This is a genomic window from Acidobacteriota bacterium (assembly GCA_039028635.1).
Lineage (GTDB): Bacteria > Acidobacteriota > Thermoanaerobaculia > Multivoradales > JBCCEF01 > JBCCEF01.
The window spans coordinates 63,153-87,469 of sequence record JBCCHV010000019.1 but is presented as its reverse complement, the minus strand read 5'-3'; the positions used below and the strand labels follow the sequence as shown (position 1 = coordinate 87,469).

General features: G+C 68.7%; 20 protein-coding genes and 1 tRNA gene. 17 read left to right on the top strand and 4 right to left on the bottom strand.

Annotated features, from left to right (window positions below; genetic code table 11):
• From AAF604_09985 to AAF604_09930, 12 genes are read left to right on the top strand one after another with little or no spacing between them, the layout of a single operon-like run.
• Complete coding sequence (locus tag AAF604_09985) at positions 1-1,314, top strand: FliI/YscN family ATPase (GenBank protein ID MEM7049981.1); 1,314 nt, start codon at positions 1-3, stop codon at positions 1,312-1,314.
• Positions 1,311-1,811: a hypothetical protein gene (locus AAF604_09980; protein ID MEM7049980.1), complete on the top strand. Its 501-nt coding sequence runs from the start codon at positions 1,311-1,313 to the stop codon at positions 1,809-1,811. The genes AAF604_09985 and AAF604_09980 overlap by 4 nt, the downstream gene beginning before the upstream one ends.
• On the top strand, positions 1,808-2,539 hold the full coding sequence (locus tag AAF604_09975; GenBank protein MEM7049979.1) for a hypothetical protein: 732 nt from the start codon (positions 1,808-1,810) through the stop codon (positions 2,537-2,539). The genes AAF604_09980 and AAF604_09975 overlap by 4 nt, the downstream gene beginning before the upstream one ends.
• Positions 2,536-4,074 carry a FliM/FliN family flagellar motor switch protein gene (locus AAF604_09970; protein MEM7049978.1) on the top strand — a complete coding sequence of 513 codons (1,539 nt, stop codon included), beginning with the start codon at positions 2,536-2,538 and terminating at the stop codon, positions 4,072-4,074. The genes AAF604_09975 and AAF604_09970 overlap by 4 nt, the downstream gene beginning before the upstream one ends.
• Entirely contained in the window at positions 4,071-4,412 is a 342-nt protein-coding gene (locus tag AAF604_09965) for a flagellar biosynthetic protein FliO (protein ID MEM7049977.1), read from the top strand. Before AAF604_09970 ends, AAF604_09965 begins: the two co-directional genes overlap by 4 nt.
• Positions 4,409-5,134: a type III secretion system export apparatus subunit SctR gene (gene sctR, locus AAF604_09960; GenBank protein MEM7049976.1), complete on the top strand. Its 726-nt coding sequence runs from the start codon at positions 4,409-4,411 to the stop codon at positions 5,132-5,134. The genes AAF604_09965 and sctR overlap by 4 nt, the downstream gene beginning before the upstream one ends.
• Before the next feature lie 49 nt (positions 5,135-5,183).
• The gene (gene sctS / locus AAF604_09955; GenBank protein MEM7049975.1) at positions 5,184-5,450 is read left to right on the top strand and encodes a type III secretion system export apparatus subunit SctS; all 267 of its coding nucleotides are present in this window, start codon (positions 5,184-5,186) and stop codon (positions 5,448-5,450) included.
• 15 nt (positions 5,451-5,465) lie between these two features.
• Positions 5,466-6,311: a flagellar biosynthetic protein FliR gene (locus tag AAF604_09950; protein MEM7049974.1), complete on the top strand. Its 846-nt coding sequence runs from the start codon at positions 5,466-5,468 to the stop codon at positions 6,309-6,311.
• Positions 6,308-7,363, top strand: a complete 1,056-nt coding sequence (locus AAF604_09945; GenBank protein ID MEM7049973.1) for an EscU/YscU/HrcU family type III secretion system export apparatus switch protein — start codon at positions 6,308-6,310, stop codon at positions 7,361-7,363. The genes AAF604_09950 and AAF604_09945 overlap by 4 nt, the downstream gene beginning before the upstream one ends.
• A 34-nt stretch (positions 7,364-7,397) precedes the next feature.
• Positions 7,398-9,605 (top strand): type III secretion system export apparatus subunit SctV, encoded by a 2,208-nt coding sequence (gene sctV, locus AAF604_09940; protein MEM7049972.1) that lies wholly within the window; start codon positions 7,398-7,400, stop codon positions 9,603-9,605.
• Positions 9,595-10,293, top strand: coding sequence for an FHA domain-containing protein (locus AAF604_09935; GenBank protein MEM7049971.1), 699 nt, complete (start codon positions 9,595-9,597; stop codon positions 10,291-10,293). The genes sctV and AAF604_09935 overlap by 11 nt, the downstream gene beginning before the upstream one ends.
• Before the next feature lie 25 nt (positions 10,294-10,318).
• Positions 10,319-12,421, top strand: coding sequence for an FHA domain-containing protein (locus AAF604_09930; protein ID MEM7049970.1), 2,103 nt, complete (start codon positions 10,319-10,321; stop codon positions 12,419-12,421).
• A gap of 72 nt (positions 12,422-12,493) precedes the next feature.
• Here AAF604_09930 and AAF604_09925 read toward each other — a convergent pair whose 3' ends face one another.
• Positions 12,494-14,299: an SLC13 family permease gene (locus tag AAF604_09925; protein ID MEM7049969.1), complete on the bottom strand. Its 1,806-nt coding sequence runs from the start codon at positions 14,297-14,299 to the stop codon at positions 12,494-12,496.
• 148 nt (positions 14,300-14,447) lie between these two features.
• On the opposite strand from AAF604_09925, the gene AAF604_09920 reads away from it, so the two are divergent.
• From AAF604_09920 to AAF604_09900, 5 genes are all read left to right on the top strand, one after another.
• Positions 14,448-14,524, top strand: a tRNA-Arg gene (locus AAF604_09920).
• A 286-nt stretch (positions 14,525-14,810) separates the two neighbouring features.
• Positions 14,811-16,964: a TonB-dependent siderophore receptor gene (locus tag AAF604_09915; protein ID MEM7049968.1), complete on the top strand. Its 2,154-nt coding sequence runs from the start codon at positions 14,811-14,813 to the stop codon at positions 16,962-16,964.
• Positions 16,965-17,040: 76 nt separating this feature from the next.
• Positions 17,041-17,382, top strand: coding sequence for a hypothetical protein (locus AAF604_09910; GenBank protein ID MEM7049967.1), 342 nt, complete (start codon positions 17,041-17,043; stop codon positions 17,380-17,382).
• The gene (locus AAF604_09905) at positions 17,379-18,932 is read left to right on the top strand and encodes a PepSY-associated TM helix domain-containing protein (GenBank protein MEM7049966.1); all 1,554 of its coding nucleotides are present in this window, start codon (positions 17,379-17,381) and stop codon (positions 18,930-18,932) included. Before AAF604_09910 ends, AAF604_09905 begins: the two co-directional genes overlap by 4 nt.
• Complete coding sequence (locus AAF604_09900) at positions 18,929-19,204, top strand: DUF3325 family protein (GenBank protein MEM7049965.1); 276 nt, start codon at positions 18,929-18,931, stop codon at positions 19,202-19,204. The genes AAF604_09905 and AAF604_09900 overlap by 4 nt, the downstream gene beginning before the upstream one ends.
• 197 nt (positions 19,205-19,401) lie before the next feature.
• Here AAF604_09900 and AAF604_09895 read toward each other — a convergent pair whose 3' ends face one another.
• From AAF604_09895 to AAF604_09885, 3 genes are all read right to left on the bottom strand, one after another.
• On the bottom strand, positions 19,402-20,202 hold the full coding sequence (locus tag AAF604_09895; GenBank protein MEM7049964.1) for a zf-HC2 domain-containing protein: 801 nt from the start codon (positions 20,200-20,202) through the stop codon (positions 19,402-19,404).
• A gap of 120 nt (positions 20,203-20,322) precedes the next feature.
• The gene (locus AAF604_09890; protein MEM7049963.1) at positions 20,323-21,033 is read right to left on the bottom strand and encodes a sigma-70 family RNA polymerase sigma factor; all 711 of its coding nucleotides are present in this window, start codon (positions 21,031-21,033) and stop codon (positions 20,323-20,325) included.
• A gap of 55 nt (positions 21,034-21,088) precedes the next feature.
• Positions 21,089-24,262: a CHAT domain-containing protein gene (locus AAF604_09885; GenBank protein ID MEM7049962.1), complete on the bottom strand. Its 3,174-nt coding sequence runs from the start codon at positions 24,260-24,262 to the stop codon at positions 21,089-21,091.
• Positions 24,263-24,317: the final 55 nt, after the last annotated feature.

Genomic DNA, 24,317 nt, shown 5'->3' with positions numbered 1-24,317 from the left:
GTGGTCGACCTGGGGGCCTGGCAGCAGCGCCTGGCGGGCCTGTCGCCATGTGACATCCGCGGGCGGGTGACGGACGTCACCGGCCTGCTCATCCGGGCGCGCGTCCCGGGGGTACGCCTCGGCGAGCTGTGCACCATCCATACCCCGCGGGTAGCTCAGCCGGTGAGCGCCGAGGTGGTCGGCTTTCGTGGCTCCGAGGTCCATCTGATGGCCCTCGGTGAAATGGAGGGCATCGGCCCCGACAGCCGGGTCTCGCCGGACGGCCGCACGCTGCGGGTGCCGGTGGGGGATGGCCTCCTCGGCCGGGTGCTCGACGGCCTCGGCCGGCCGATGGATGATCTCGGTCCCTTGCGCGACCTCGCGGGCCTCGGCCGAGCGGTCGACGGTGCGCCTCCGGAGCCGATGCGACGGCGCGCCATCGAGCGACCGCTGAGCGTCGGAGTGCGGGCGGTGGACGCCTGCCTGACCCTCGGGGAAGGCCAGCGGGTCGGCATCTTCGCCGGCGCCGGCCACGGCAAGTCGACGCTGCTCGCCATGATGGCCCGCAACACGGCGGCCGACATCAACGTCATCGCCCTGGTCGGGGAGCGCGGTCGCGAGGTGCTCGACTTCCTGCGCGAGTCCCTCGGCGAAGACGGCCTGGCGCGCTCGGTGGTGGTGGTGGCGACCTCCGACCAACCGTCCCTGATCCGGCTGAAGGCGGCCTACGTGGCCACCGCCATCGCCGAGAGCTTTCGCGACCAGGGACGCCGGGTGCTGTTCCTGATGGACTCCGTCACGCGCTTCGCGCGGGCGCAGCGGGAGGCCGGTCTGGCCGCCGGCGAGCCGCCGGCTCGCAACGGTTTCCCGCCGTCCGTCTTCGCCGTGCTGCCCCGCCTGCTCGAACGCACCGGCAACGCCGAGCGGGGCTCCGTCACCGCCCTCTACACGGTCTTGGTGGAGGATGACGAGCTCAACGATCCGATCGCCGAGGAAGTGCGCTCGATTCTCGACGGCCACATCGTTCTGACCTCGTCGCTGGCGGCACGCGGCCACTACCCGGCGATCGACCTGCTGAAGAGCACCAGCCGGCTGTTCTCGCGCCTCGCCGTCATCGACCAGGAGGAGCGAGCGCTGCGCCTGCGGGGGTTGCTGGCGGCCTATGACAAGCATGCCGATCTCATCCACATCGGCGCCTACCAAGAGGGCAGTGAGCCGGAGGTCGACGAGTACCTCGCCCGCCGCGCGCGCATCGATGCCTTCCTGCGCCAGCGGCCGGATGAGCCGAGCGATCTCGATGGCGCCCTGACGGGCCTGGCGGAGACGGTGGCATGAAGCTGCCGGCGTATCCCCTGGAGGCCCTGCGTCGTCACCGCGAAGGGCGTCGCGACGAGGCGCGTCGCGCCCTCGCCGCCCAGGTCGCGGCGGTGGCGGCGGCGAGCGGTCGGCTGCAGGCCGCCGAGGAGCTGGCGGAGCGCCGCCGGTCCAGTCTCGGTCTGGCCGAGCGAGATCTCTTCGGCAGTAGCCCGCGGCGGCCGCGCCACGCCTTTTGGCTGGCCGCTTCGAGCTCCGGCTTGGCCTGTCTGCGGCGTCAGGTGGATGAAGCCTGGTCGGCCGCCGAAGGGCGGCGTCGGGAGCTGGCCGACGAGGAGCAGCAGCTCGCGCAGTGTCAGCGGCGGCTGGCGGCCCGCGCTCGCGAGGTGCGAGCCGTCGAGAAGCACTTCGAGATCTGGCGCCGCCGCCGGTTGCGCTCCTTCGCCGGCCGCGAGAACAAAGCGGTGGCGGACTTTGTGACCAGCGGCTGGGTGCTGCACACGGGAGAGAGCCGATGAAGACACGGGGACCCCAGGTTCCGCGGACTCAGGCGCCGCTGCCGGCGCCCGCCGAGAAGGCACGATCCAAGAGACTGACGCTGGAGCGGCCCGCCGATGGAGGCGAGTTCGCCGCGCTGCTGGCTGCGCTGGAGCGCGAGCCGGCGGCGCCGGCGAAGACCAAAGCACCGGCCGGCGCCGGACTGCCGGTTCCGGAGCCGGAGGCCGACGGGCGGGACGCTCTACCGTCCCTACCGGGCTATCGCACGGTCGAGGCGGAGGCGATCGCCGGCTCCGACGCGATCGCATTCGGCGAGGCCGAGGCGGCGATGACGGCGGAGCTCGCCGAACGGCTGGTGACGGCGACGCGGCTGGTGCGGGTGGGCGATCGAGTGCAGCTCGATCTGCGCCTCGCCGGGGGGGACAGCGGCATCCGCGGTGCGCGCATCGTGCGCCACGGTGGAGGGCGCTTCGAAATTGCTCTGATCACCGAAACGGTCGATCAGAGGCGTGCCGTCGAGGCGCGCCTCGAAGGGCTGTCGGCGGCCCTCGAACAGCGCGGCCTGAGCAGCGCGGTGGTGAGCGTCGAGACCCGACCCGCCGGCGAGCTCCTGAGCGGCGAGGCGCCCGTCGCCGGTGAGCAGCGGCAGAAGGGTGACGGCCAGCACGGTGGCGACGCCGGCGGTGGCGGCGGTGGCCAGGGCGGCGATCAGGGCCGTCAAGGCGACTCTCGGGAGAGCTCTCGGTGAAGCTCGCGCCACAGCCGCGGTCGGAGGTGGCGGCGCCACGCCCGGCCGCGGCTCGCCCGCGGCGTCGCCCGGCGGCGCTGGTCTGGCCGGCGGATGCGGTGGCCCGGGCCGAACCCTGGAGCGAGCTCCTGCCGCGGCCGCAACCGCTGGAGCTGGCGATGCAACGCCTGCAGGCCTCCCTCGATCGGCGACTCGGGGCGGCCCTGAGTCGCTGGCGAGAGCCACTGGCCGCGGCACTGGCGCAGGCCTGGCAGATGGCCGGGGAGAAATCCCGTTGGCGGGTGGTGGACGCCGCCGGCGGCGAGACCCTCTGCGAGCTGGCGGCCGATCCCCTGCGCATCGGAAACCGGGCCGACTGTCACCTGCGGTTGGCCGACGACGGCGAGCCCTTCGCCGTCGAAGTGCGCTGGGCGGAGGACGGCGCGGCTGCGCTGAGGACCGGCGGGGACACTCGTCCCCTGGCGGTGGACGAGGACTTCGAGCTCGGCGAGCACCGCCTGACCTACCAAGGGCCGGGCGATCGGGTCGCGATGGAGCCTCCGGAGATCGGCACCGTCAGCGGCCAGGTGATCACCGCGGAGCGGCCGCAGGACCAGCTCGGTGCCGACGGCGATCCCTGGTTTCGGCTGCGCCTCGGTCGCTGGAGCGGCTGGTGCCGGCTGCCCGTCGGCTGGCTCGCCTGGGCCCATCGGCACCACGGCCTGGCCGATGACGGCGCGGATCCCGCCGCTCCGGACCTCGACCGCGGCGTCGACCTCGCGGTGACCTCCTATCTGCTCGAAGACACCGCCCGTCGGCTGGCGACCGCCCTCGAATCGCCGGTCGAGGTGTCGGGTGTGGTGCCCGGCGGAGTCCTCGAGCTACCCGAGGGCGACGCCTGGTTCGCGGCTCGGGTGCCCGTCGCCTTCGCCGGGGGCGACTGGGAGGTCTGCCTGCTGTGGCGCGACGACTCGGAGCCGCCGATGCCGATGGACTGGACCCGCGACCTGAGCTTCGCAGTGTCGGTGCTCGGCGCCACCCTCGAGCTCACGCTGGGGGAGCTGCGAGCCCTCAAGGTGGGCGACATCTTGTTGCCCGATGCGGGATTCGAGGCCGGCACCGAGGCCGAGGGCTGGGGGCCGAAGGTGCGTCTGGTGCTGCAAGACCGCTGGCGCGAAGGGCGTTGGAGCGCCGACGGCCAGCTCGATCTAACCGCCGGCGCCTGGCGCCGGACGGAGAAAGGAGAGGCGATGAATTCCGAACCGCAAGTAGCCCCGGTGGCCGAGGAGCCGGTGGACGAGCCGTTCGATCCGCAGGACCTCGAAGTGGTTCTGGCCTTCGAGCTTTGCCGCCTCGCGGTGCCCCTGCGGGAGCTCCAGGGCTGGGGCGAAGGAACCGTTCTGGAAGCCGGTCGCGAGGCCGACGAGCCGGTCGAGATCCTGCTGCGCCAGGGCCACGGCTCGCGCCGCCTGGGCCGCGGCCGCGCCTTGGTGATCGACGGCCGCCTCGGGATTCGCATCGACGAGTGGCTGCCGCCGGCGGAGGTCTCGTCTTGAGCGAGGGCCTGGTGCTCGGCCTCCGCCTCCTCGGCTCTCTGATCGTGGTGGTGGGACTGGCGGTGATCGTCACCCGTTATCTCCTGCCGCGGCTGATGGTCGCCGGTGGCCGCCGCGGTGGCCGCCTCGAAGTGCTCGAGGTACGAGCCATCGATCGACAGCACAAGGTCGCGCTGCTGCAGGTCGCGGGCCGGCAGGTTCTGGCGGCCTTCGGGCCCGGCGGCGTGGCGCGCCTCGATGCCTGGGAAGGAGGCGGTCCCGATGCCGAGGACTCCGTCGTGGAGGGCACCGGTGACTCCGCCTCCGGGGATGGCCGCCGCCTGCGGAGCCTGCCGTGAGCGCATTGCTGAGCGTCTCGGCGCCCTTCCAGCTCGGTGCCAACCCGATCACCACGGTCCTCATGCTGGGGTTGTTGTCGCTGCTGCCCTTCCTGCTGATGATGACCACCTCGTTCCTCAAGTTCTCGGTCGTGCTATCGATCCTGCGCACCGCCTTGGGAACCCAGCAGGTGCCGCCGACGCCGGTGATCATGGGGCTGTCGGTGGTGCTCAGCATGTACGTGATGGCGCCGGTGGGGCAGGAGGTCTACGAGGTGTTGCGCCAGGAGATGGCCGCCAGCCAGCGGGTCGAGACCCTCAGTGGCGGTGGCGCCCGCACCATCGTCGAGGCCCTCGGCAAGGCCAAGCCGCCGCTGCAGCGCTTCTTGGCGCGCCATGCCCATCAGGACGACGTGGCGGTGTTCTTCGGTCAGGCGCGGCGTTTCGCCGCCGAGCGCGCCGGCGATCCGGCGGCCGCCGACGAGGTCGCCGAGGACGGCCTGATGGTGCTGCTGCCGGCCTTCGCGATCAGCGAGCTGGCGGAGGCCTTCGCCATCGGCTTCCTGATCTTTCTCCCCTTCCTGATCATCGACATGGTGGTGTCGAACATCCTGCTGGCGATGGGTATGCACATGCTGCCGCCGGTGGTGGTGTCGATGCCCTTCAAGTTGCTTCTCTTCATCATGGTGGATGGCTGGCAGTTGCTCAGCAAAGGTCTGCTGCAGCCCTACATGGTGGTTTAGGCGCCGGCGCCCAGCGCCCTCGCCGCCCGACCACCCAGGAGACGTGCCCATGGAGACCCAGTTCCTCAGCCTCGCCCAGCGCGCCATCCTGCTGACGGTGCTGATCTCGGCGCCGCCGATCCTGCTCGCTCTGGTGGTTGGGCTGGGGCTGGCGGTGATCCAGGCGCTGACCCAGATCCAGGAGCAGACCACCCAGGTGGTGGGCAAGATCGTCGCCGTCTTCGGCATGCTGTTCCTCGCCGGGGCCTGGATGAGCAGCCAGCTCTACACCTTCACTCGCCTGATCTTCGACAACTTCGGACACTGGGTGGGGTAGGCCGCGAGGCTCGCCATGGCCACTCCCCTCGAGAGCTTCTACCAGCCCCTGGCGGAAGCCGCCGGCCTGCGTCACGGACTGTTCGACAGCGCCGCCCTCTTCACCCTCGCCCTGGCGCGCTGGGTGCCGGTCTTCACGGTGGCTCCATTCCTCGGCTCGCGCAGCGCCCCGGCGCCGGTGCGCATGGGGTTCGCGATCGTGATGGCCCTCTTCCTGCTGCCCTGGATGAGCTCTCAGGCGCCCGCACCGCTGAACCTCGACAACCTCGCCTGGTGGGTGCTCTTGCTGCGCGAGCTCGCCCTCGGCCTGCTGCTCGGCTTCGTCTCGGGACTGGTCTTCTGGGGCGGCGAGGCCGGTGGGCGCTTCATCGACTCGGTGCGCGGCACCACCGTCGCCAACACCCTGCTGCCGCAGACCCGGGTGCAGTCGTCACTCCTTGGCGGCTTCTACTTCCAGCTCCTCATCGTGCTCTTCATGCTGGTCGGAGGCCACCGCTGGTTCCTCGCCGGGATGTTCGATTCCTACCGTCTGCTGCCGCCGTTCTCCGAGGCCGCCCTCGGCAACATCGTCGGCGGACTGATCAACGCCACCGCCGACGTGCTGGTGATCGGGGTCAAGATGATCGCCCCGGCCCTGGCGGTGGTGATGATGCTCGATCTCGTTCTCGGAGTCGCCAATCGCATGGCGCCGCAGCTCGATGTCTTCTTCGTCAGCCTGTCCTTGAAGTCGGCCCTCGGCGCCCTCGCCATCGGTCTGTCGATCTACTTCATCGCCGCCATCGCCAACGATCGCTTCGTCCAGCAGCAGCACACCCTGGACGAGCTGGTCGAGCGCTTGGCGACGCCCGCGGAGGCACCGTGAGCAGCGAGCAGAAGACCGAGAAACCGACGCCGCGTCGACTGCGCGAAGCGCGCAAGAAGGGCCAGGCCTCGTTCAGCCGGGACGCCAATGGCGTGGTCATCTATCTGGTCGGGATCCTGGCCGTCTTCGCCCTCGGCGGTGGCCTGCTGGAGCTCTTCCGGCGTAGCTGGACGGACCTGGTGGCGGTCACCGCCCAGGATCACCTCGGGGTCGATGTGTTGCAGGCCTTTTTGGTCGAGGCGCTGCGCGCGGTGCCGACGCTGCTGGCGCCGATGCTGCTGGCAGTGCTGGTGGCGGGGGTAGTGGCGGGCTTCGCCCAGACTCAGGGCCTGTTCTCCTTCCATCCGCTCAAGCCCGAGCTCAAGAAGCTGAGCCCGATGAAGCGCCTGAAGCAGATCTTCTCGGCCCGTGGGCTGATGGAGTTTCTCAAGACGCTGCTCAAGCTGGCCGCCATCGTGGTGGTGGCCTACCTCGCCATCTGGAGCGCGATGGCTGTGATCCTGCGCCTCGGCCTCGCCGGGCCGCCGGAGATCTTCCAGGTGGTGGGAAGCGTGGCGCAGGGCTTCCTGATCGGCGTCGGGGTGGTGTTCTTCTGCCTCGGGGCGGTCGATCTGCTGTTTCAGCGCTGGCAGTTCCAGCGCGACCAGCGGATGGGCAAGCACGAGGTCAAGCGCGAGCACAAGGACACCGAGGGCGATCCCCTGATCAAGAACCAGCGGCGGGTGCTGCAGGCGGAGATGACCCAGCAAGACCTGTCGCGGGCGATCCAGGCGGCGGACGCCGTGGTGGTCAACCCGACCCACCTTGCGGTCGCCCTGCTCTATGACAAGGAGCGGGTGCCGGCGCCGCTGGTGACGGTCAAGGGGCGCGATCGGGTGGCGCAGCGGATCAAGGACTTCGCCCGCCGGCACGGCACGCCGGTGGTTCGCGATGTGCCTTTGGCCCGCGCCCTGTTCGAGACCGAGGAGGGCGACCTGGTGCCGCGGGACCTCTACGCCGCCGTCGCCGAGGTCCTGATGTTCGTCTACCGCCTGCGTCGGTCGACGGCCTGAAAAAGCGAGTCGCAGAGACCCCAGGAGGCGAGCCATGAGCCTGTCGATCAAACTGCCCCCGCTGGATCCCCGCAGCCTGCGCGGCTACCTGCTCGAGGGCAACCTCAATCAGGTCCTGACCCGCTACAGCGACATCTTCCTGGCCCTGTTGGTGATCGCCATCGTCGGCATTCTGGTGGTGCCGATGCCGGCGCCGGTGCTCGATCTCTTCCTCGCCGCCAACATCACCCTGGCGGTGGTGATGTTGATGATCTCCCTCTACATCCCCAATGCCATGGCGCTGGCCTCTTTCCCCAGCATCCTGCTGGTGGCGACCCTCTTCCGCCTCGCCCTCAATGTCTCGTCGACGCGGCTGATTCTGCTGCAGGGCTACGCCGGCGAGGTCATCGGTGCCTTCGGCACCTTCGTGGTGCGCGGCGACTACGTGGTCGGGTTCGTGGTCTTCCTGATCATCACCATCATCCAGTTCGTGGTCATCGCCAAGGGCGCCGAACGGGTCTCCGAGGTCTCGGCGCGCTTCACCCTGGACGCCCTGCCGGGCAAGCAGATGTCGATCGACGCCGACCTGCGAGCCGGCATCATCGATATCGAGGAGGCGCGCCGCCGGCGCGAGCTGCTCGGCCGCGAGTCGCAGTTCTACGGCGCCATGGACGGAGCCATGAAGTTCGTCAAGGGCGACGCGATCGCCGGCATTCTGATCTCCTTGATCAATATCGCCGCCGGCCTCGGCATCGGCATCTTGGCCCGCGACATGACCTTCGCCGAGGCCGCCAAGCGCTTCACCTTGCTGACCGTCGGCGATGGCTTGGTGTCGCAGATCCCGTCGCTGCTGATCGCCACTGCCGCCGGCATCATCACCACCCGGGTGGCGTCGGCGCCGGGCGAGGAGTCCTCCCTCGGCCGCGAGATCGGCGTCCAGATTCTGGCCCAGCCGCGGGCGATCGCCATCTCGAGCGGCTTGCTCTTCGTTCTCGCCCTGGTTCCGGGGCTGCCGGTGCTGCCATTCCTGGTGCTCTCGCTGGCGGCCGCTGGCCTCGCCTGGGGGATCTCTCGCACCCGCGACAAGAAGGACATCGAGGCCCGCCGGGCGGAGGTCATGGGCTCGAAGGAGCAGGACTCGGAAGCCGCCGAGAAGCGCTTGCCGATGGCGGTGCCGGTGATTCTCGAGACCAGCACCCAGATCACTCCGCTGGTCGACATCGAGGCCGACGGGGCGCGCTTCATCTCGGAGCTCATTCCGCAGATGCGGGAGTGGCTGTTCTCCGATCTCGGGGTCATCTTCCCAGGCGTCCGGGTGCGCGGCGATGCCGACAATCTGACCGAGAACGGCTACGGCGTCTACGTCAACGAGGTGCCGGTGGCCAACGGCGTGGTGCATCCCGACAAGGTGTTCGTCTCGGGCCAGCTCGACCAGGTGGCGATGCTCGGCATCGACGGTGTCCACGGCCCCCATCCAGCGGGCCAGGGCAAGGGGCTGTGGGTCAGCCTGGCCGATGCCGAGCGCATTCCTGCCGGCGTCGGCGTGCGCATTCAGCCGGACGAGTACATGGCCCTCCACCTGGCCCAGGTGCTGCGCAAGCACGTCGACGAGCTGATCGGCATCCAAGAGGTGCAGAACATGCTCGATCTGCTCGAGGGTCAGGGCTACGGCGCCCTCGCCCAGAGCGTGGTGCCCAACCTGGTGTCGGTGCAGCGCCTGACGGACGTGCTGCGGCGCCTGCTGCGGGAGAACATCTCGATCCGCAACATGCGCGCCATCCTCGAGGCCCTGGCGGAGTGGGCGAGCTTCGAGAGCGACCCGGTGTACCTCACCGAGTACGTGCGCATGAATCTCAAGCAGTACATCGCCCACCGCTATGCCGCCGGACGCAGCATGATGTCCGTCTATCTGCTCGATCCGCGCATCGAGCAGGCGGTGCGCGACGGCGTTCAGCAGTCTTCCTCGGGCAGCTCCCTTTCCCTCGAGCCGGAGGTCAGCCGGGCTCTGCTCGACGCCTTCGGCGAGGCCTTCGGCAAGAGCCGCGGGGGGAGCGGCAACGGCGGCGGTAGCGGCCAGGTGGTGGCCTTGACCCACATGGAGGTGCGCTACTTCATCAAGCGCCTGCTCGAGTTCCAGTACCCCCACGTCGCGGTGCTGTCCTTCCAGGAGCTGCCGCCCAGCCTCCAGATCCAGCCGGTGGGCCGGGTGACCTTGCCGGAGGGCTCGTTGCTGGCCGCCGAGGAGGCTCGCCTTGAAGCCTGATGCCGATCCCGGGGGGCGCGAGATCGAGCGCTGGCTCGGCGGACCGGATGCCGACGACCAGCGGCTTTGCTACGTTCACGTGCGCTACCCCAACGGCCGGGAAGCGAGCCACGGATGCCGGCGACGCACCCTCTACGTCGGCCGCGGCGCCGGCAACGAGGTGATCTTGCGCCATCCGCGAGTGGCCCCCCGGCATCTGATGATTCGCCACCTCGACGCCGGTTTCGAAGTCACCGATCTGGGCTCGCCGGAGGGCACCTGGCTGAACCACGAGCGGTTGGTGGCTCACCGGTCCTACCTCATCTACCCGGAGGTGACGGCCGGGGATTGGGTCCTGCGTCTGGGCCCCCTCGAGCTGCGCCTCGAAGAGGTCCTCGAGGGCGAGGTGGTCGAAGAGGCTGCGCCGGCTCCGACACCGGAGCTCGCCGCCTTCTCGTCCGACGATCGCTGTCAACGACCCGGAGCGCGGGCCGCCGGCCTCGAGCCGTGGACCCTGTGGGCGGCGCGCGGTCGTCCACAGGACGAGCCGCCGGATGACGCCTGGCCCCTGCCGGTGCGCTTCGATGCCTCGACCGGTGCCCCGGGGCCTCCGACGGTGCGGCTGCCGGTACCTCTCCTGCTCCAGGGCCTCGCCGTCGCCACCATCTTCGCCGCCCTCGTCTTCCTTCTCGCCGTCTTCCTACTGTGAGCCCCGTTTCGAAGGAGCTGCCGTCATGAACGACATTCCGAATCCGGTCCTGCGCATGATCCAGAACGACGAGGAGGTGGCTCGCCTCGAGCTCGCCGGGGATCGTCACGAGTGGATCGTTGGTCGCGGTGAAAGTGCCGATCTGGTGGTGCCTCACCCTTCCGTCGGGCTGCACCATGCGCGCCTGTTCGTCGCCGGCGGCGAGGTCTTCATCGAGGACATCGGCACTTCCGGCGGCACCTTCGTCGGCGGCCGCCGGATCGCCGGTGTCACCCGCCTGGGCGATCGCGAACGGGTGCTGCTCGGTCAGGCGGATGTCGCCAAGCCCTGGTGGATCGAGCTCGAGGATCCGGCCGCTCGGCTGCTCACGGAGCTCGGTTTGCCGGCGGCGGAGTCGTCCGATCCATCGCCGATCAGCGCGCCGGCGGGAGCGAACGATGGCGCTGCCGAGCCGGCGCGGGCCGTCATGCCACCGGCGGCCGTCGCGGCGCGGCCGATGGTGCGGCGCTTCGATCGTCGCCGAGCCGCCCTCGGAGGCCTGGTCGCGATGGTCGCCTTCGTCCTCGCCACCTGGGGCCTGCTCACCTGGCTGCGCCCGACCTCGACCGCCTGGCGCTCGGTCCAGGTGTCGCCGCCGATCGCCGAGGCGGAGGGCGATCTCATCCTGCAGAGTCCGGATATCTATCCCAGCGATGCCCTCACCGTGACCTTGGCCGGCAAGGCGACGGAGGTTCTCGACCAGCGACGCGGTCGCCTGACCTTGCGGGTGCCGGAGCTCGGCCGAGCCACCAGCGGCATCCACGACGTGCCGCTGGTGGTGCGGCGCAACGGCGGCGAGATCTATCAGCGCATGACCCGCTACTCGGTGCGACCGCGCATTCGCGCCGTTCGCCCACTGCGGGCCACCGTCGGCGAGCTGCTGACCCTCACCGGGAGCGGCTTCTCGGAGCAAGTGGAAGAGGTGCGAGTGCGCTTCGGGGACCGCATCGTCGCCGCCGCCAGCAGCACGCCGGAGCGCATCGAGGTGCGGGTGCCGGTGGTGACCCGCTCCCTCGAGGTGCGGGTGCCGGTGGAGGTGGTGATTGGCGAGTGGGAGGCGCCGGCGCCGAGCCTGGTGCCGGTGCAGCCGCGTCAGGAGGCCCCTCTCGCCTTCACCTTCACGGCCGAGTTCGATCCTTCCCGCGGCGCCTGGCGACTGGATCACCCTCTCGGCACGGCGTTGTGGATCCCGGGCGCGGCGCCGGCGGCGGGTGAGGCGCCGGCGACCATCGAGCGCATTCTCGAGCGTTGGGACGTCGTCTTCCAGCTGGCGGCGGAAGATCCGGAGCTGGAGATCGCCGTCCGCTCGCGCCGCGACAGCCTGGCCCTGGTGGCGAGCGCCGAGTCCTTCGAAGCCCCCCTCGAGCTCGCTCGCTGGGGCGCCGGAGAGCTGGTGCGCCTGATGAGTCCGGAACGCAGCGATATCAGCGCCGAGATGCTCTGCCACTGGATCGCCGGGGTGTGGAACGACTTCCTGGAAGTCTTCAGCCGTGGCCGCAAGCTGACCCCCGACGATCTGGTGCTGCCGCCCTACGCCGTCGCCCTCAACGGCCTGGTCGAGGCGAACCTCGCCGCCGGCGGCTCGGGGCGTCCCGAGGACAGCGATCTCGAGGCCCTCGACGCGACGCCGCGGCGGCTTCTGGCGGAGGCCTTGCTACCGGTCCCGAGGCACGTCGGCTCGGTGGCGGGGGAGTGGCTGGCGGAGCTCGAGAACGTCTTCCTGCCGGAGCAGGACCTGCGGGTGGAGGTCATCCTCGATCTCGATCAGCGCGGCAAGCGCCTCTCGGGTCGAGCCCGCCTGGAGCTGCGCAACGCCACCATGGACTGGCAGCTACCGGCGACACGGGTCTCCGGGCGGCTGATCTTCGGCAGTCCGGCGCGGGTCGAGCTCGACGCCTGGTTCGGCCGCCCGGTCGGCAAGGTCGAGCTCTCCGGCGTGCTCGGCGACGGCAGCTTCGAGGGCACCTTCGAGAGCGGCGCCGTGCCGGCCCAGTGGCGCGCCCGCAGGCTCGAGGCGCCGGCCGTGCCATTGGCTCCGTCGGCCCGCACGGCGTCCCTCGAAGCCAGCCTGCAAAGGCGCGGCGGCTGAGCCGCGGGCGGAGCTGTCGAACATCGCATCCCTTCGCCTCGCGGGGCATGATCAGCCCGCTTGGGACGGCTTCTAGGGATGGAACGGAAAGATCAGCGGAATCAGGAAGGTCGCCGCGACCCAGAAGAGTAGGTTCAAGGGCGCGCCGAAGCGGGTGTAGTCGGCGAAGCGGTAGTTGCCGGCGCCGTAGACCATCATGTTGGTCTGGTAGCCGGTGGGGGTCATGAAAGAGGCGGAGGCGGCGAAGCAGATGGCGAAGATCAGGCCCCGAGGGTCGATGGCGAGCTCCGCCGCCATGCTCAGGGCTACGGGAGTGAGCACGATGGCGGAGGCGCTGTTGGTCACCGTCTCGGTCATCAAGGAGGTCAGCAGGTAGAGGAAGGACACCGCCACCCAGGGGGCGAGCCAGGCCGGGAACAGGCTGCCCGGCAGCAGCATGGCGCTGGCCAGGAGATCTGAAAGGCCGGTGCTCAGCATGGCGTCGCCGACCGGGATGAAGGCGGCGATGAAGACCACCACCTTCCAGTCGACGGCCCGGTAGCTCTCCTGCGGGCTGATCACGCCGATGGCGAGGAGCAGCGCGACCGCGGCGAGAACCCCCGTCAACAGATCGAGAACATTGACCGCGGCGAGCAGGATGACCATCGGGATGAGCACCAGCGGCAGCCACCACAGGCGCTCCCGGCGGAGCTGGACGTTGAGCTCCGAGACCACGATCAGGTTGTCGTTGCGGCGCAGCTCGTCGAGGCGCTCCTTGGGAGTAATGATCAGCAGGGTGTCGGCAAAGCGCAGGCGGATGCGCGCCAGGCGTTTGCGCAGGGTGGCGGCGTCGCGCCGGATGGCGAGCACGAAGGCGCCGTAGCTGCGGCGGAAGTCGGACTCCTGGAGGGTGCGTCCGATCAGGCTGCTGTTGCGCGCCACCAGCGCTTCGACCACCACCTGGCGGTCGGCGAGGAGTTCTTCGTCGGACATCTTGAAGTCGCTCAGCAAGGCGACCCCGGTCTCCTTGCGCAAGCGCAACAGGGAGGAGGTGGCGGCCCGCACCAGCAGCAGGTCGCCGGCCTCGAAGCGCAGGTTGCGCAGGTTCTCGGAGAATCGCTGCTGGTCGCGGATGACGGCCAGCAGGGTGACGTCGAAGCGCTCGCTGAGGCGCAGCTCCTGGACCGTCTGGCCGATCACCTTCGAGTCCTCGACCACCTGCAGCTCGGTGAGGTAGTCGGCCATCTCGAAGTCCGAGGTCAGGGACTCGATGCGGGCTCGCTCCGGCAGGAAGCGTGGCGCCAAAAGCAGCACGTAGGTGAGGCCCGCGACCAGGAAGAGGCCACCCAGGGGTGTGAACTCGAACATCCCGAGGGGCTGCTCGCCGGACTCCTCGATCAGGGTGCTGACCAGCAGATTGGTCGAGGTGCCGATGAGGGTGAGGGTGCCGCCCAGGATGGCGGCGAAGGACAGCGGCATCAGCACCTTGCTCGGGCTGAGCTGGAGGCGCCGGCTGAGATCCACCGCCAGCGGAATGGTCATGGCCACCACCGCGGTGTTGTTGAGGAAACCGGACATCACCGCCACCACCACCAGCAGCACTCCGATGCCGACCCATCGCTGGTGCTTGAAGCGGCTGCTCAGGCGCTCGCCGACGAGCTCGATGAGGCCGGTGCGCATCAGCGCGTGGCTGATCACGAAGAGACCGCCGATGGTCAACACGCCGGGATTCGAGAAGCCCAGCATCGCGCGGTCGAGGGGCACCAAGCCGGACAGCAAGAGCGCCGCCAGCAGGCAGAGGGCGGTGACGTCCACCGGCAGCAGCTCGAAGACGAAGCTCGACAGAGCGGCGAGCAGGAAGACGATGAGGAGGACGGCGGCGAAGGTCATCGGCTCGATCGTATCCGGCTTTCGCTGTCGCTGGCACCCGCTCCTCGATCGCAGCGGGCCGTTCCGGGGCAGGCCTCGAGTTGTGGCTGTGGCGGGGCGGGGACGCCCCCGGGGCGGTTGGCCGGGTCGTTCCGGTGGGCGTATAATCGGCGCCCTCGCGGCTATAGCTCAGGTGGATAGAGCAGGAGTTTCCTAAACTCAAGGTCGGGGGTTCAAGTCCTCCTAGCCGCACCAACCCGCCTCCCTCATCCCGTTCTCGGTCGGTCGCCCGCCTCGCCATGGCGAGCCGGCGGCGGCGGGCGCTGCCCGCGTCCGATCTCGGCTCCTCGAACCATTCCCGGAAGCCCTTGAAGGCATTGTCCGCCGCAATCAGGACTGTTATGGTACTGATTGGTTTATGTTAATGAGACTAAGTCTCAATAGATATCAACAGCAGTTTCCTGACGGCAGCGAATCGCGCCGTTGCGCTGCTTTGGAGCTTCGCATCTCGAGGGGTTCGTGCCGTTCGAGGGGATATGAGATGAATAGAGTTCGAGGCGTTTTTCCGCTCCTCTTGGCCTTCGTGCTGGGAGCGAGCCCGCTGGCCCTGGCCCAGGAGGCCGACACCGACACCGACGACGAGCCGAAGCCACCGGTCGAGAAGATCGAGGAAGAGCTGGTGGTGGTCGGGGAGCTACCGAAGTCCGAGCCCTCGATCAGCGCGACGCCGATTCTGGAGACCACCCGCTCCCTGTCGATCGAAACGGCGGATGCGTTCCGCGATCGGGGCGCCCTCACCTTGGCCGATGTGCTCGAGTACACGGCGGGCGTCGATTCCAACACCTTCGGGCCGGCGACGCGGATCGACTCGGCGCGCATCCGCGGTACCTCGGCGTCCGAGTATCGCGATGGTCAGCAAATCCGTTTCGGCTTCTACAACAACACCCGCACGGATATCTACACCCTCGAGCAGGTCGAGGTCCTCAAGGGGCCGGCGTCGGTGCGCTTCGGCAAGGGCACGCCGGGCGGGCTGCTCAACATGGTCTCCAAGCTGGCCGGCGCCAACAAGTCGAATGAGATCCTGGTCGACTTCGGAACCCAGTCCCGCGGCCAGGTCGCGGCCGATTTCAATCGCCAGTTGGGGGAGAACTTCTACGTCCGGGCGGTCGGCATCTATCGCGACGCCGACCACTTCGTCGACGAGGTCACCGACGATGCCCTGATCATCATGCCGTCGCTGACCTACGACAACGGGCGGTCGCGGGTGACCCTGCTCTACGAGTACCAGGATCGCGAAAGCGACACCTCGTCCCAGTTCCTGCCGCTCACCGGCACCGGCTGCGTCGACGGCGATGTCACCATCGTGCCCTCCGCGGTGTGCGTCAACGCCGACGGCCGGCGTATCGACAGCGACACCTACCACGGCGAGCCCGGTTTCAACCTGTTCGATACCCGCTCCGACAACCTCACCCTGATCGCTTCCCACCAGCTCACGGACCAGGTGTCCCTGAGCGGCACGGTGCGGCGCCAGGAGGGCGAGGCCGACTACTGGCAGGCCTGGATCGACTTCCTCGGCACCGGCGTGCCGCGGATCCGCGACACCGGTCTGGCGACGCGCACCATCTACCGCAGCGACGCCTCGTCGGAGCAGACGGCGGCGGACGTGCGGGCGCGCTTCAGCTTCAAGACCGGGGCTCTGCAGCACGAGCTCTACATCGGGGCCGCCTATCAGGACGTGACCATCGACAACGCCCTGATCTTCCTGCGCGGGCAGGACGTCATCGATCCCTTCAACCCGACCTTCGACGGCGTCCCGGCGATCTTCTTCGATCCCGGGAATCTCAGCGATCCCAACCCTTCGACCACCGAGGACTCGGGTTTCTACTTCAGCGACCTGATCTCCGTCGACCGCTGGTTTTTCAACCTCGGGGCGCGCTACGACGAGGTCGAAACCGTCGCCGCCACCACCCAGACGGACGACGCCACCTCGCTCAGCGTCGGCGTCGGCTACAGCTTCGACAACGGCCTGACTCCCTACGCCAGCTACGCCGAGTCCTTCGAGCCGGTGATCGGCACCGACGGCTTCACCGGCAACCCCTTGAAGCCGCGCGAGGGGGAGCAGGTGGAGGTCGGCGTGAAGTACGACCTGGCGGGCGGCAACACCTATCTGGCGGTGGCCTACTTCGAAACCGAGGAGTCCAACCTGCCGAATCCGGCGGCCCTCATCGGCCAGCCCAACTCCCAGCAGGAGGGGATCGCGACGACGGAGGGCTTCGAGCTCGAGCTCTTGACCCAGCTCGGGCCGCTGACGATCGAAGGCAACCTGAGCCTGCTCGACACCGAAGACGCCAACGGCTTGCCCTTTCCTTCGATCGCCGAGGATCAGGTCTCGACCTGGATCCGCTATCGGCCTCGGTCGTCGTGGTGGAACGCCTTCAGCTTCGGCTTCGGGGCTCGCTACCTCGGTGAGCGCGAGAGCAACGGCTTCAGCTCGGTGCTCGGGCCGGTGCGAGTGGTGACCGACGAGACCGTGCTCCTCGATGCGCTGCTCGCCTACGACGCGGCGGACTGGCGCTTCACCCTCAACGCCCGCAATCTGACCGACGAGGATTACTACGGTACCTGCCTGGCGCGCGGCGACTGCTTCCCGGGCGCCGGCCGGTCGGTGGTCGGTCGCATCGGCTATCGCTTCTGACCGTTCCGGCGGTCGAGTCATGAACGGGCTCGTCCGGGATTCACCCGGGCGGGCCCAGGCCCCGAAGGAGGATTCGTTGAGCCCCAGCGAGCGTCGTCAGGCCGCCGCTCCCGGCCGACCTTCCAAGATCCCGGCGTCACCGTCGCGCTGGATTTTCGTCGCGCGCCTGCTGACGGCGATACCTGTCAACTATGGCTACACCGCCTTGGCGACGGCCTTTGCCGCCCGCTACCTACCGCTCGACCCGGGGCCGGCGAGCGTCGCCGCCACCACTGCTTCCTTCCTGCTCTTCGCGAACCTCGTGATGGTGGCCTTCTCGATCCGTAGGATCTCCAGGCTGTGGCTTTTTCTGGCCGCCACCGGCGGGCCCATGGCTCTTCTGCTGTGGCTCTCCCTGGCGGCGGAAGGGCGCCTGTGAAAAAGACCTTCCGGCGGTCGATGGCCGAGCTCCACACCTGGACCGGCCTGCTCCTGGGCTGGCTCATGCTCGCCATGTTCACGACCGGCACCTCGGCCTATTTTCAGCACGAGATCACCCGCTGGATGGAGCCGGAGCTGGCGGCGCCGCGGGCCTCCCAGGGGGCGGCCGCCGATCAGGCCGTGGCCTATCTGCAGCAGGTGGCGCCGCAGGCCGATTCGTGGACCATCACCCTGCCCAGCGAGCGCCGGGTGCGCAGCCAGGTCCGCTGGCGCGGCGCGGAGGGGAGCGGCTCGCAACTGCTCGACGGTCGCGGCGAGGCGGTGACGGTGCGCTCGACCCGGGGCGGCAACTTCCTCTATCGCTTCCACTTCGACCTGCACTATGTGCCGGCGCTGTGGGCGCGGTACGTGGTGGGAGTGGCCGCCATGGCGATGTTGCTGGCCATCATTTCCGGCGTCATCACCCACAAGAAGGTCTTCGCCCGCTTTTTCTCCCTGACCCTGCGCAAGGGCCTGATCTCCTGGTACGACGGCCACAACATGGCGTCGATTTTCGCCCTGCCCTTCGTGGTGATGATCACCTATACGGGGCTGGTGACCCTGGCCCACCAGTACATGCCCTTCGGGGCTCGCGCCAACTTTCCGGACCGCGCGGCCTACTTCGCCGCCGCCTTTCCTCGGCCACCGGCGGCCGAGGCGGCGGGCGAGGCGGCCGAGCTGGTTCCCCTCTCGACGATCGTCGAGCAGGCCAGCGCCGTCTGGGACGGCGCCGCTCTGGCGAGCCTCCAGGTGCAGCATCCGGGCGACGCCAACGCCCTGGTCCACGCGCGGCGCTCTCGGGGCGCGACGGTCGGCACCCGCACGCCGACCTTGACCTACCGCGGCGCCACCGGCGAGGCCGTCGGCGAGACGGCGCGGCGCGGCGGCGCTTACGCCACCGAGAGCGTGCTGGTCGGCCTCCACGCCGGGCGCTTCGCTCCCCTCGCGCTGCGCTGGCTCTATTTCCTCTCCGGTCTGCTGGGAATCGCGATGATCGCCACCGGGCTGGTGCAGTGGACCGTCCGCCGGCGCAATCGCCTGCCCGATCCGGAGCGGCCCCATTTCGGCTTCCGCGTCGTCGAGCGATTGAACATCGCCGCCATCGCCGGCCTCGGGGCGGCGCTGGCCGGCTATTTCTTGGCCAACCGGCTGCTGCCGCCGGCCTTGCCGTCGCGCTCCGACTGGGAGGTCCACTGCTTCTTCCTCGCCTGGGGTGGGGTGGCCCTGTGGGCGCTGGTGCGTCCGGCCCGGCGGGCCTGGACCGAGTCCTTGCTGGCCACGGCCCTGCTGTTCGCCGCGGTGCCGCTGGTCAACGCCCTGTCGACCAGCCGGGGTTTGCTGCCCAGCCTACGGGCCGGTGACTGGGTGTTCGTGGTCTTCGACCTGACCATGCTGGTCCTCGCTCTCGCCTACGGTGCCGCGGCGCGCACGGCGGCGCGGGGATCGGCCACCGTGCGTCGTCGGCCGCGGCAGCGCGCCGGCGAGGTGGTTTCGGACGCTGCCTCGTGAGCGCCCTGCTGGGAATCTTCTTCACCGGGCTGGGATTCACCTGCCTGTGTGGCTCGATGCCCCGTCATCAGGGGGATCTCTTCGGCCGCCGCCTTTCCGCCGGTGCGTCGCGGGGGCTGCGCGTCGCCGGGTTCTCGCTGCTCGCCTTGGCCCTCGTCGTCGACCTCTGGTTCCTGCCGGTGGCGCAGGGTGCGATCGCCTGGTGTGGTCACCTGACCGTCGGCGCCGTCGCCGCGGTGGCGGTGCTGATGCTGCGCCAGCGCATCGCCTAGGGCAACTCCTTCGCGCTGGCCGATTGCGGTTCGCGAAGCCGCCCCGAGGGTGAGCCGGCGTGTCCGGTTCTGGGCGTTGCGGTATTGGAAGACGAAGCTCTTCCTGCCCTTGGCGGAGATGCGCAAGCCGAACTCGAGGTTCGGGGTTCAAGTCCTCCTAGCCGTACCATTCGGTTCGGGTTCAGGACCCGGCGCGGTCAGTTGGTACTCTGGATCTGGTACTCGCCAACCGGCGACCACTCCCCAAGGATCTGCTGTTCGAGCTCGAGGCTCAGCGAGCCGAGCGGCAGCGTGTCGGCAGGGATGAGCAGGGTGAAGTCACCATTCTCGCTGCGCTCGAGGTCCTCGAGGGTGAAGACCCCGAGACCGCCATCGTCGGTCACCACGATGCGAAATCGCACTTCGTCCGTCGACTCGTCGGCTGCAAGGTCGAGGGGATGGATCAGGATGAGGGCGGCCGCCTGGGAGCGCGGGATCTCGAGGCGCCCAATCCGGAGGTTTCGCACCCGTTCCTGAACTGCCGACAATTCGGCGATGTGCACGTTGGCCACGGGGGTCTCCGGGGACAACCGCGAACCCAGCCACCCTGCCGAGGCGGTCAGCAAGACCAAGCCCGCCGCGATACCCAGCAGGGGTCGGCGAGGGCGGCGAGGCGGAGGGCTCATCGCGGTGTCGATCGGGGGCCCAGGCCAGGCGACTCGTGCCGTCATCGCTCCGCTGGCCGCTTCGACGGCCCTGGAGCAGGCGTCGCAGGTCGCGAGGTGTTGTTCCAGCAGGTCGCGCGGGAAGCTGTCGAGGGAACGTCCTTCGGCGTAGTCGAGCAGGATCTCTGCCGTCGGGTGACTCTCGGTGGCAACCCAGACCACGGCGGCCCGACGCAAGTCCTCCCGGCAATCCCAGCACTGGTGGAGGTGGTCGAGGACCTCCCGACGCTCGGAGTCGGCCAGGCTCCCATTCAACAGAAAAGGTAAGAGCTCGCGGGTGGCCTTGCAATCCATGGGGCTATTTGCCTTCCGAGTCAGACCGGTCAGCAGACGGTTGGCGGCGTCCCGACTCCAAGGGACTTCGGCGCAGTGGAAGGGCGCCCTCACCTCCGAAGGGACGGTCGCTAAGGATCTTCATTCGTTACCTCCCCGCGGGTTTTCAGATGCCATCAGCCGTTCACGCTCGGCGATAGCTTTCTGCCGGCAACGGAGGACCCGGACCCTCAGGGTTCCTGGCGCCACGCCGGTGCGGCGCGCCATCTCGAGATAGCTCAGTCCCTGGCGAATCATGGACCAGAGCTCCTGGCAGCTTCGCGTCATGCTGGTGACGACCCGAATCGCCATTTCGCGGTCCTGTTGGGATTTGATGGCTTCGAAGGCCGATCGCTCCGCAGCGATCAGACCCAGCTCTTCGAGATCGACCCACGTCCGTCGGGAGCGCGCCCGCAGGCGATCAATGCACTTGTAGTGCGTGATGCGACTGACATAGGTTTCCAGTCGACTCGCAAAGCGAAAGTGCTGGCTCGACAGCTTGACCAGCAGGGTGGTCAAGGTCTCTTGCTCGAGATCCTCGAGGTCGTTTGCCAGGAAACGACGGTATCGCCCCGCAGCGAGTCGAATCCAGCTGCGCACCTGTTGTACGGCCTCACGGTCGCCGGCGAGGAAGCCCTCGATGGTGAGGCGGTCTTGGTCCGTCGCTTCGATTCCCTCGATGGCCATGGCTAGCCCGGATTTCTCACCAGGTTTCTCGGCGAGAGGGTCTCGGTTCTGAAGCTGCATGGCGGTCGCCCCCGGCGTGCCGGCGTCGTCGTCGCCGGAGTGCGAGGAGCAGGAGGGTGGGATCACGCCGCAGATTCAGGGACATACATTCTCGTCGCTGCAAGTTGGAGAGACGGCCAGGTCAGTTCGGGTCGCCGATCAGGATGAACGGAGCCCAGTAGTAGGGATGCGCCGATGCCGGCTTCTGCAGCAGCTCGAGCTTGGCCTCGCGCAAGGACTCTGCTGTCGTTTTCTCTGCCAAGACTCCCCGATAGAGACTGCCCATCAGGTCGCCGGTGGCACGGTCCGAGACCTCCCAAAGGCTTGCCACCAGGGACGAGGCTCCGGCGAAAAGGAAGCCTCGCGCCAAGCTCATGATCCCCTCACCGCTCTGCTGCCGGCCGACGGCACTCTGGCAGGCGGAGAGGGTGACCAAGTCGGCGTTGAACCGGAGACGGAGAATCTCGCCGAGTTGCAGGAGGCCGTCGTGGGCGTGATCCGGCGTCAGGACCAGCGCCGATTGACTGGTGATGTCGGAATCGACGAAGGCATGGGTGGCGAAGTGAAGGAAACGAGCCGCCTTCGCGAGGTCCGAGCGGGCCACCGTTTCGGTGGCTCGGTGGCCGACGAAGAGATGGCCTTGAATCTCAACAGGCGCGGGGTCCACGCTCTCGGGCGAAAGGAGTCCGATGAGGTTCTCGACCTCCTCCCGAGCGTGGGGCAAAGAGCCGAAGAGGCCCCTGCCGCTGGCGTTTCCGGGCCCGTCGGTTACCGGCTCCGCACCGTTCGCCAGGGCGTCGCCGAGGGCGACCAGGGTGCTTTTCTGCTCGCCGCTCGAGTTTTGCCCAAGGCTGGCCATGACCCCGGCCGAAGGCGCATAGCTGATCTCGTAGGCCTTGACGGCGAATTTGAGGTCGGCCCATGAGTCCTCGGCCTGTGGTGCCTCGAGCAGGAGGGTCTCGAAGGGTACGTGGTGCAGCCAACCATCGGGACTGATGATCAGCCGTTTGCCGTCGAGATGGCCGGCGAGAGGCGTCAAGAGGGCACGACCCAAGTGCAGGGATGCGTCGCGGAAGCGTGCCGTGAAGCGTGAAGGTTGACTCAGGGCTTCACGAAGGGTGATGGCCGTGGCGGGGAGGTCTTCGCCCGCCGGCAGCGTCTCCATCGCCAGGCCCTCTCTGCTCAGCAGGAAGACCAGCAGCCGGTTCTCGAGCAGGTGATAGGAAACCAGGGTGCGCTCACCGAGGCTCTCTTGGGCCTCGGTGAGGTCGAGCGGCCGAGCATCGAGGAGGGACGCCCGCCGGGGGTCGCGTCGAAACCGTTCGGCGGCGAGGATTTCGAGACCGAGCTCCGTTTCCGCGATCTCGGCATCGAGCTCAGAGAGCCTTTCGGGGTTCGGATCGAGCGGCTCCTGAAGGAGCTCGAAGCGCTCCTGGGCAAGGCCTTCGGCGCGCTCGAGGAGGCGGCTTTCGCGTTCGACGAGCCGTGGATCGATGGTCGCCGTGACGGCTTTTCGGGAGGCCTCCAGAAATTCCCTCAGAGAGCGCGCGCGGGAGCGTTCCGCGAGCAAGAAGGCGCGCTCGATCTGACCAGCGGAAGGTTGGCCTCCGGTCGCCGATGATTCGCGTGGCGACAGCTCCATTTCGAGGGCGAGATCGTAGACCCGGCGGAGGAGCTTGGCTGAGGAGGATCGGAAGCGATCCGTGAAGAGGCGCTTGCGAACGTCTTCGACCAGGTCGATGGCGCGCTTGAGCTCGGCCTGGGCCCGTGGGTCCTGGAGCCGCCAGAGGAGCTCCGCCGCCCGCACTCGCGAGCTCAGCTCGAGAGGGGGCAGATGAAGCTGCGCCGCCCGGCCGGCGGCGGCTCGGTAGGAGCTGGTGGCAGCTTGCAGCTGGCCCGATGCCTCCTGCCAGCGTCCCAGGAGCTCTTGGTCGCGAATGGTACGAGGCACGTTGCCGGACGCCTGGTGAGCTCGGCGTGCGCGATCCAGGAAGGGTTTGGCAGCGCTCAGGGCTCCGCTCTCCAAGAGCGCCTGACCGAGTCCTCTCCAGACCGGCGCCTGGGCCTCCACGGGAGCGCCCTCCGCGCGCCTGGAGGCGCGTCGGAAGACCTCTTCGGCGGCGGCTGGCCGGTCGAGGTCGAGGAGGGTCTCACCGTAGTTGACCTGGGCGCCGAGAACGTCCTGAATCTCGCCGTGATTCGCAACGAAGGCAACGATCTTCCGGTGGGCTGCGAGCAAGCCTTCCTCGTCGCCGAGAGCCCGGCGGGCGGTCAACTGGTTGTCGAGAGCGGCGATGGCGCTGCGATGGTCGCCGAGATCTCGATAGCCCTGGTGGGCGATGGAGAAGACCTCGATCGCCTCGACGAGTTGGCCGCGGGCGAGATAGGCGCTGCCCACATTCATGTGCAAGGCGCTGTGGTACCAGGGAGCATCGAGCTGGTCGGCAATCGGCAAGGCCTGTTCGAAGAGCTCGATCGATCGCCGGTGGTCGCCCTTCTGATTGAGGTCGTAGATCAGGAGACGGATCACCGATAGCTGGCAGGGAAGGAGGTTTCCGGCGGCGGTCAGGGAGAGAATGCGCTCCTCCTCGGCCAGCGCTTCATCGACGCTGCGGGCGTAGACCGCCTCCGCCCAGGTGAGCCGCGCTCGGCACTCGGCCCAGGGGTAGCCGTCGCGTTGGGCGATGGCGATGGCCTCTTCGAGCGGAGCCAGGGCGTCGAGTGGGCGTCCGAGCTGAATTTGGAGGTCGCCCACCCGCTTGAGGGCGAAGGCCTGCCGCTCCGGGAGATCGAGAGCCTCGAACATCCGGGCGGCTCGTTCGGCCCGCTGGACCCATTGGTCGGTCACCAGCCCCAGGCCCCGTTGGGCGCGGGTGAAGCGGGTGGAAGCGTAGGCGGACTCGGCTTCGAAGCGTAGCCGGTCTCGGCTGCTGGCGAGGCGACGACTTGCGACGCGCAGGCGAGCGCTGCCAGCGCGGCTGCTCAGCGATCGAACCACCAGCCGATAGAGCGTCTCCTCCGTCGGCAGGGCGAACAGGAACTCCTCGCCCCAGGCCCAGGGTCGGAGGTCGGTGCGTCTCACCGAAGTGGCAGCCTCGAACAGCTCCAGCTCGACGTTTGCGGTCCTCTGCTCGACCACGACATGGAGGAGCTCTCCGGCCGATAACGGGACCGAGAAGGCCCGTTCCTCGCCGGCATCGAGGTCGAGGTCGAGGACACCGCCCGCCGCGGGCAAGGGGGCTTGCGCCACCAGAGGGCCCGCTGCCAACAGCGCGGCCCCCAGCAGTGCCCGGAGCCATCGGACCTGGCCTGGCATCACTTGCTGGCGGCTCTCCGAGGTCCCTTTCGAAGTCTCTCGGGGGGATGGAGCG

Bases quoted from the DNA above. Each gene is read 5' to 3' on its own strand.
- AAF604_09980 (MEM7049980.1), top strand. From the start codon at position 1,311: ATGAAGCTGCCGGCGTATCCCCTGGAGGCCCTGCGTCGTCACCGCGAA.
- AAF604_09975 (MEM7049979.1), top strand. From the start codon at position 1,808: ATGAAGACACGGGGACCCCAGGTTCCGCGGACTCAGGCGCCGCTGCCG.
- sctS (MEM7049975.1), top strand. From the start codon at position 5,184: ATGGAGACCCAGTTCCTCAGCCTCGCCCAGCGCGCCATCCTGCTGACG.
- AAF604_09950 (MEM7049974.1), top strand. From the start codon at position 5,466: ATGGCCACTCCCCTCGAGAGCTTCTACCAGCCCCTGGCGGAAGCCGCC.
- sctV (MEM7049972.1), top strand. From the start codon at position 7,398: ATGAGCCTGTCGATCAAACTGCCCCCGCTGGATCCCCGCAGCCTGCGC.
- AAF604_09930 (MEM7049970.1), top strand. From the start codon at position 10,319: ATGAACGACATTCCGAATCCGGTCCTGCGCATGATCCAGAACGACGAG.
- AAF604_09915 (MEM7049968.1), top strand. From the start codon at position 14,811: ATGAATAGAGTTCGAGGCGTTTTTCCGCTCCTCTTGGCCTTCGTGCTG.
- AAF604_09895 (MEM7049964.1), bottom strand. From the start codon at position 20,202: ATGGATTGCAAGGCCACCCGCGAGCTCTTACCTTTTCTGTTGAATGGG.
- AAF604_09885 (MEM7049962.1), bottom strand. From the start codon at position 24,262: ATGCCAGGCCAGGTCCGATGGCTCCGGGCACTGCTGGGGGCCGCGCTG.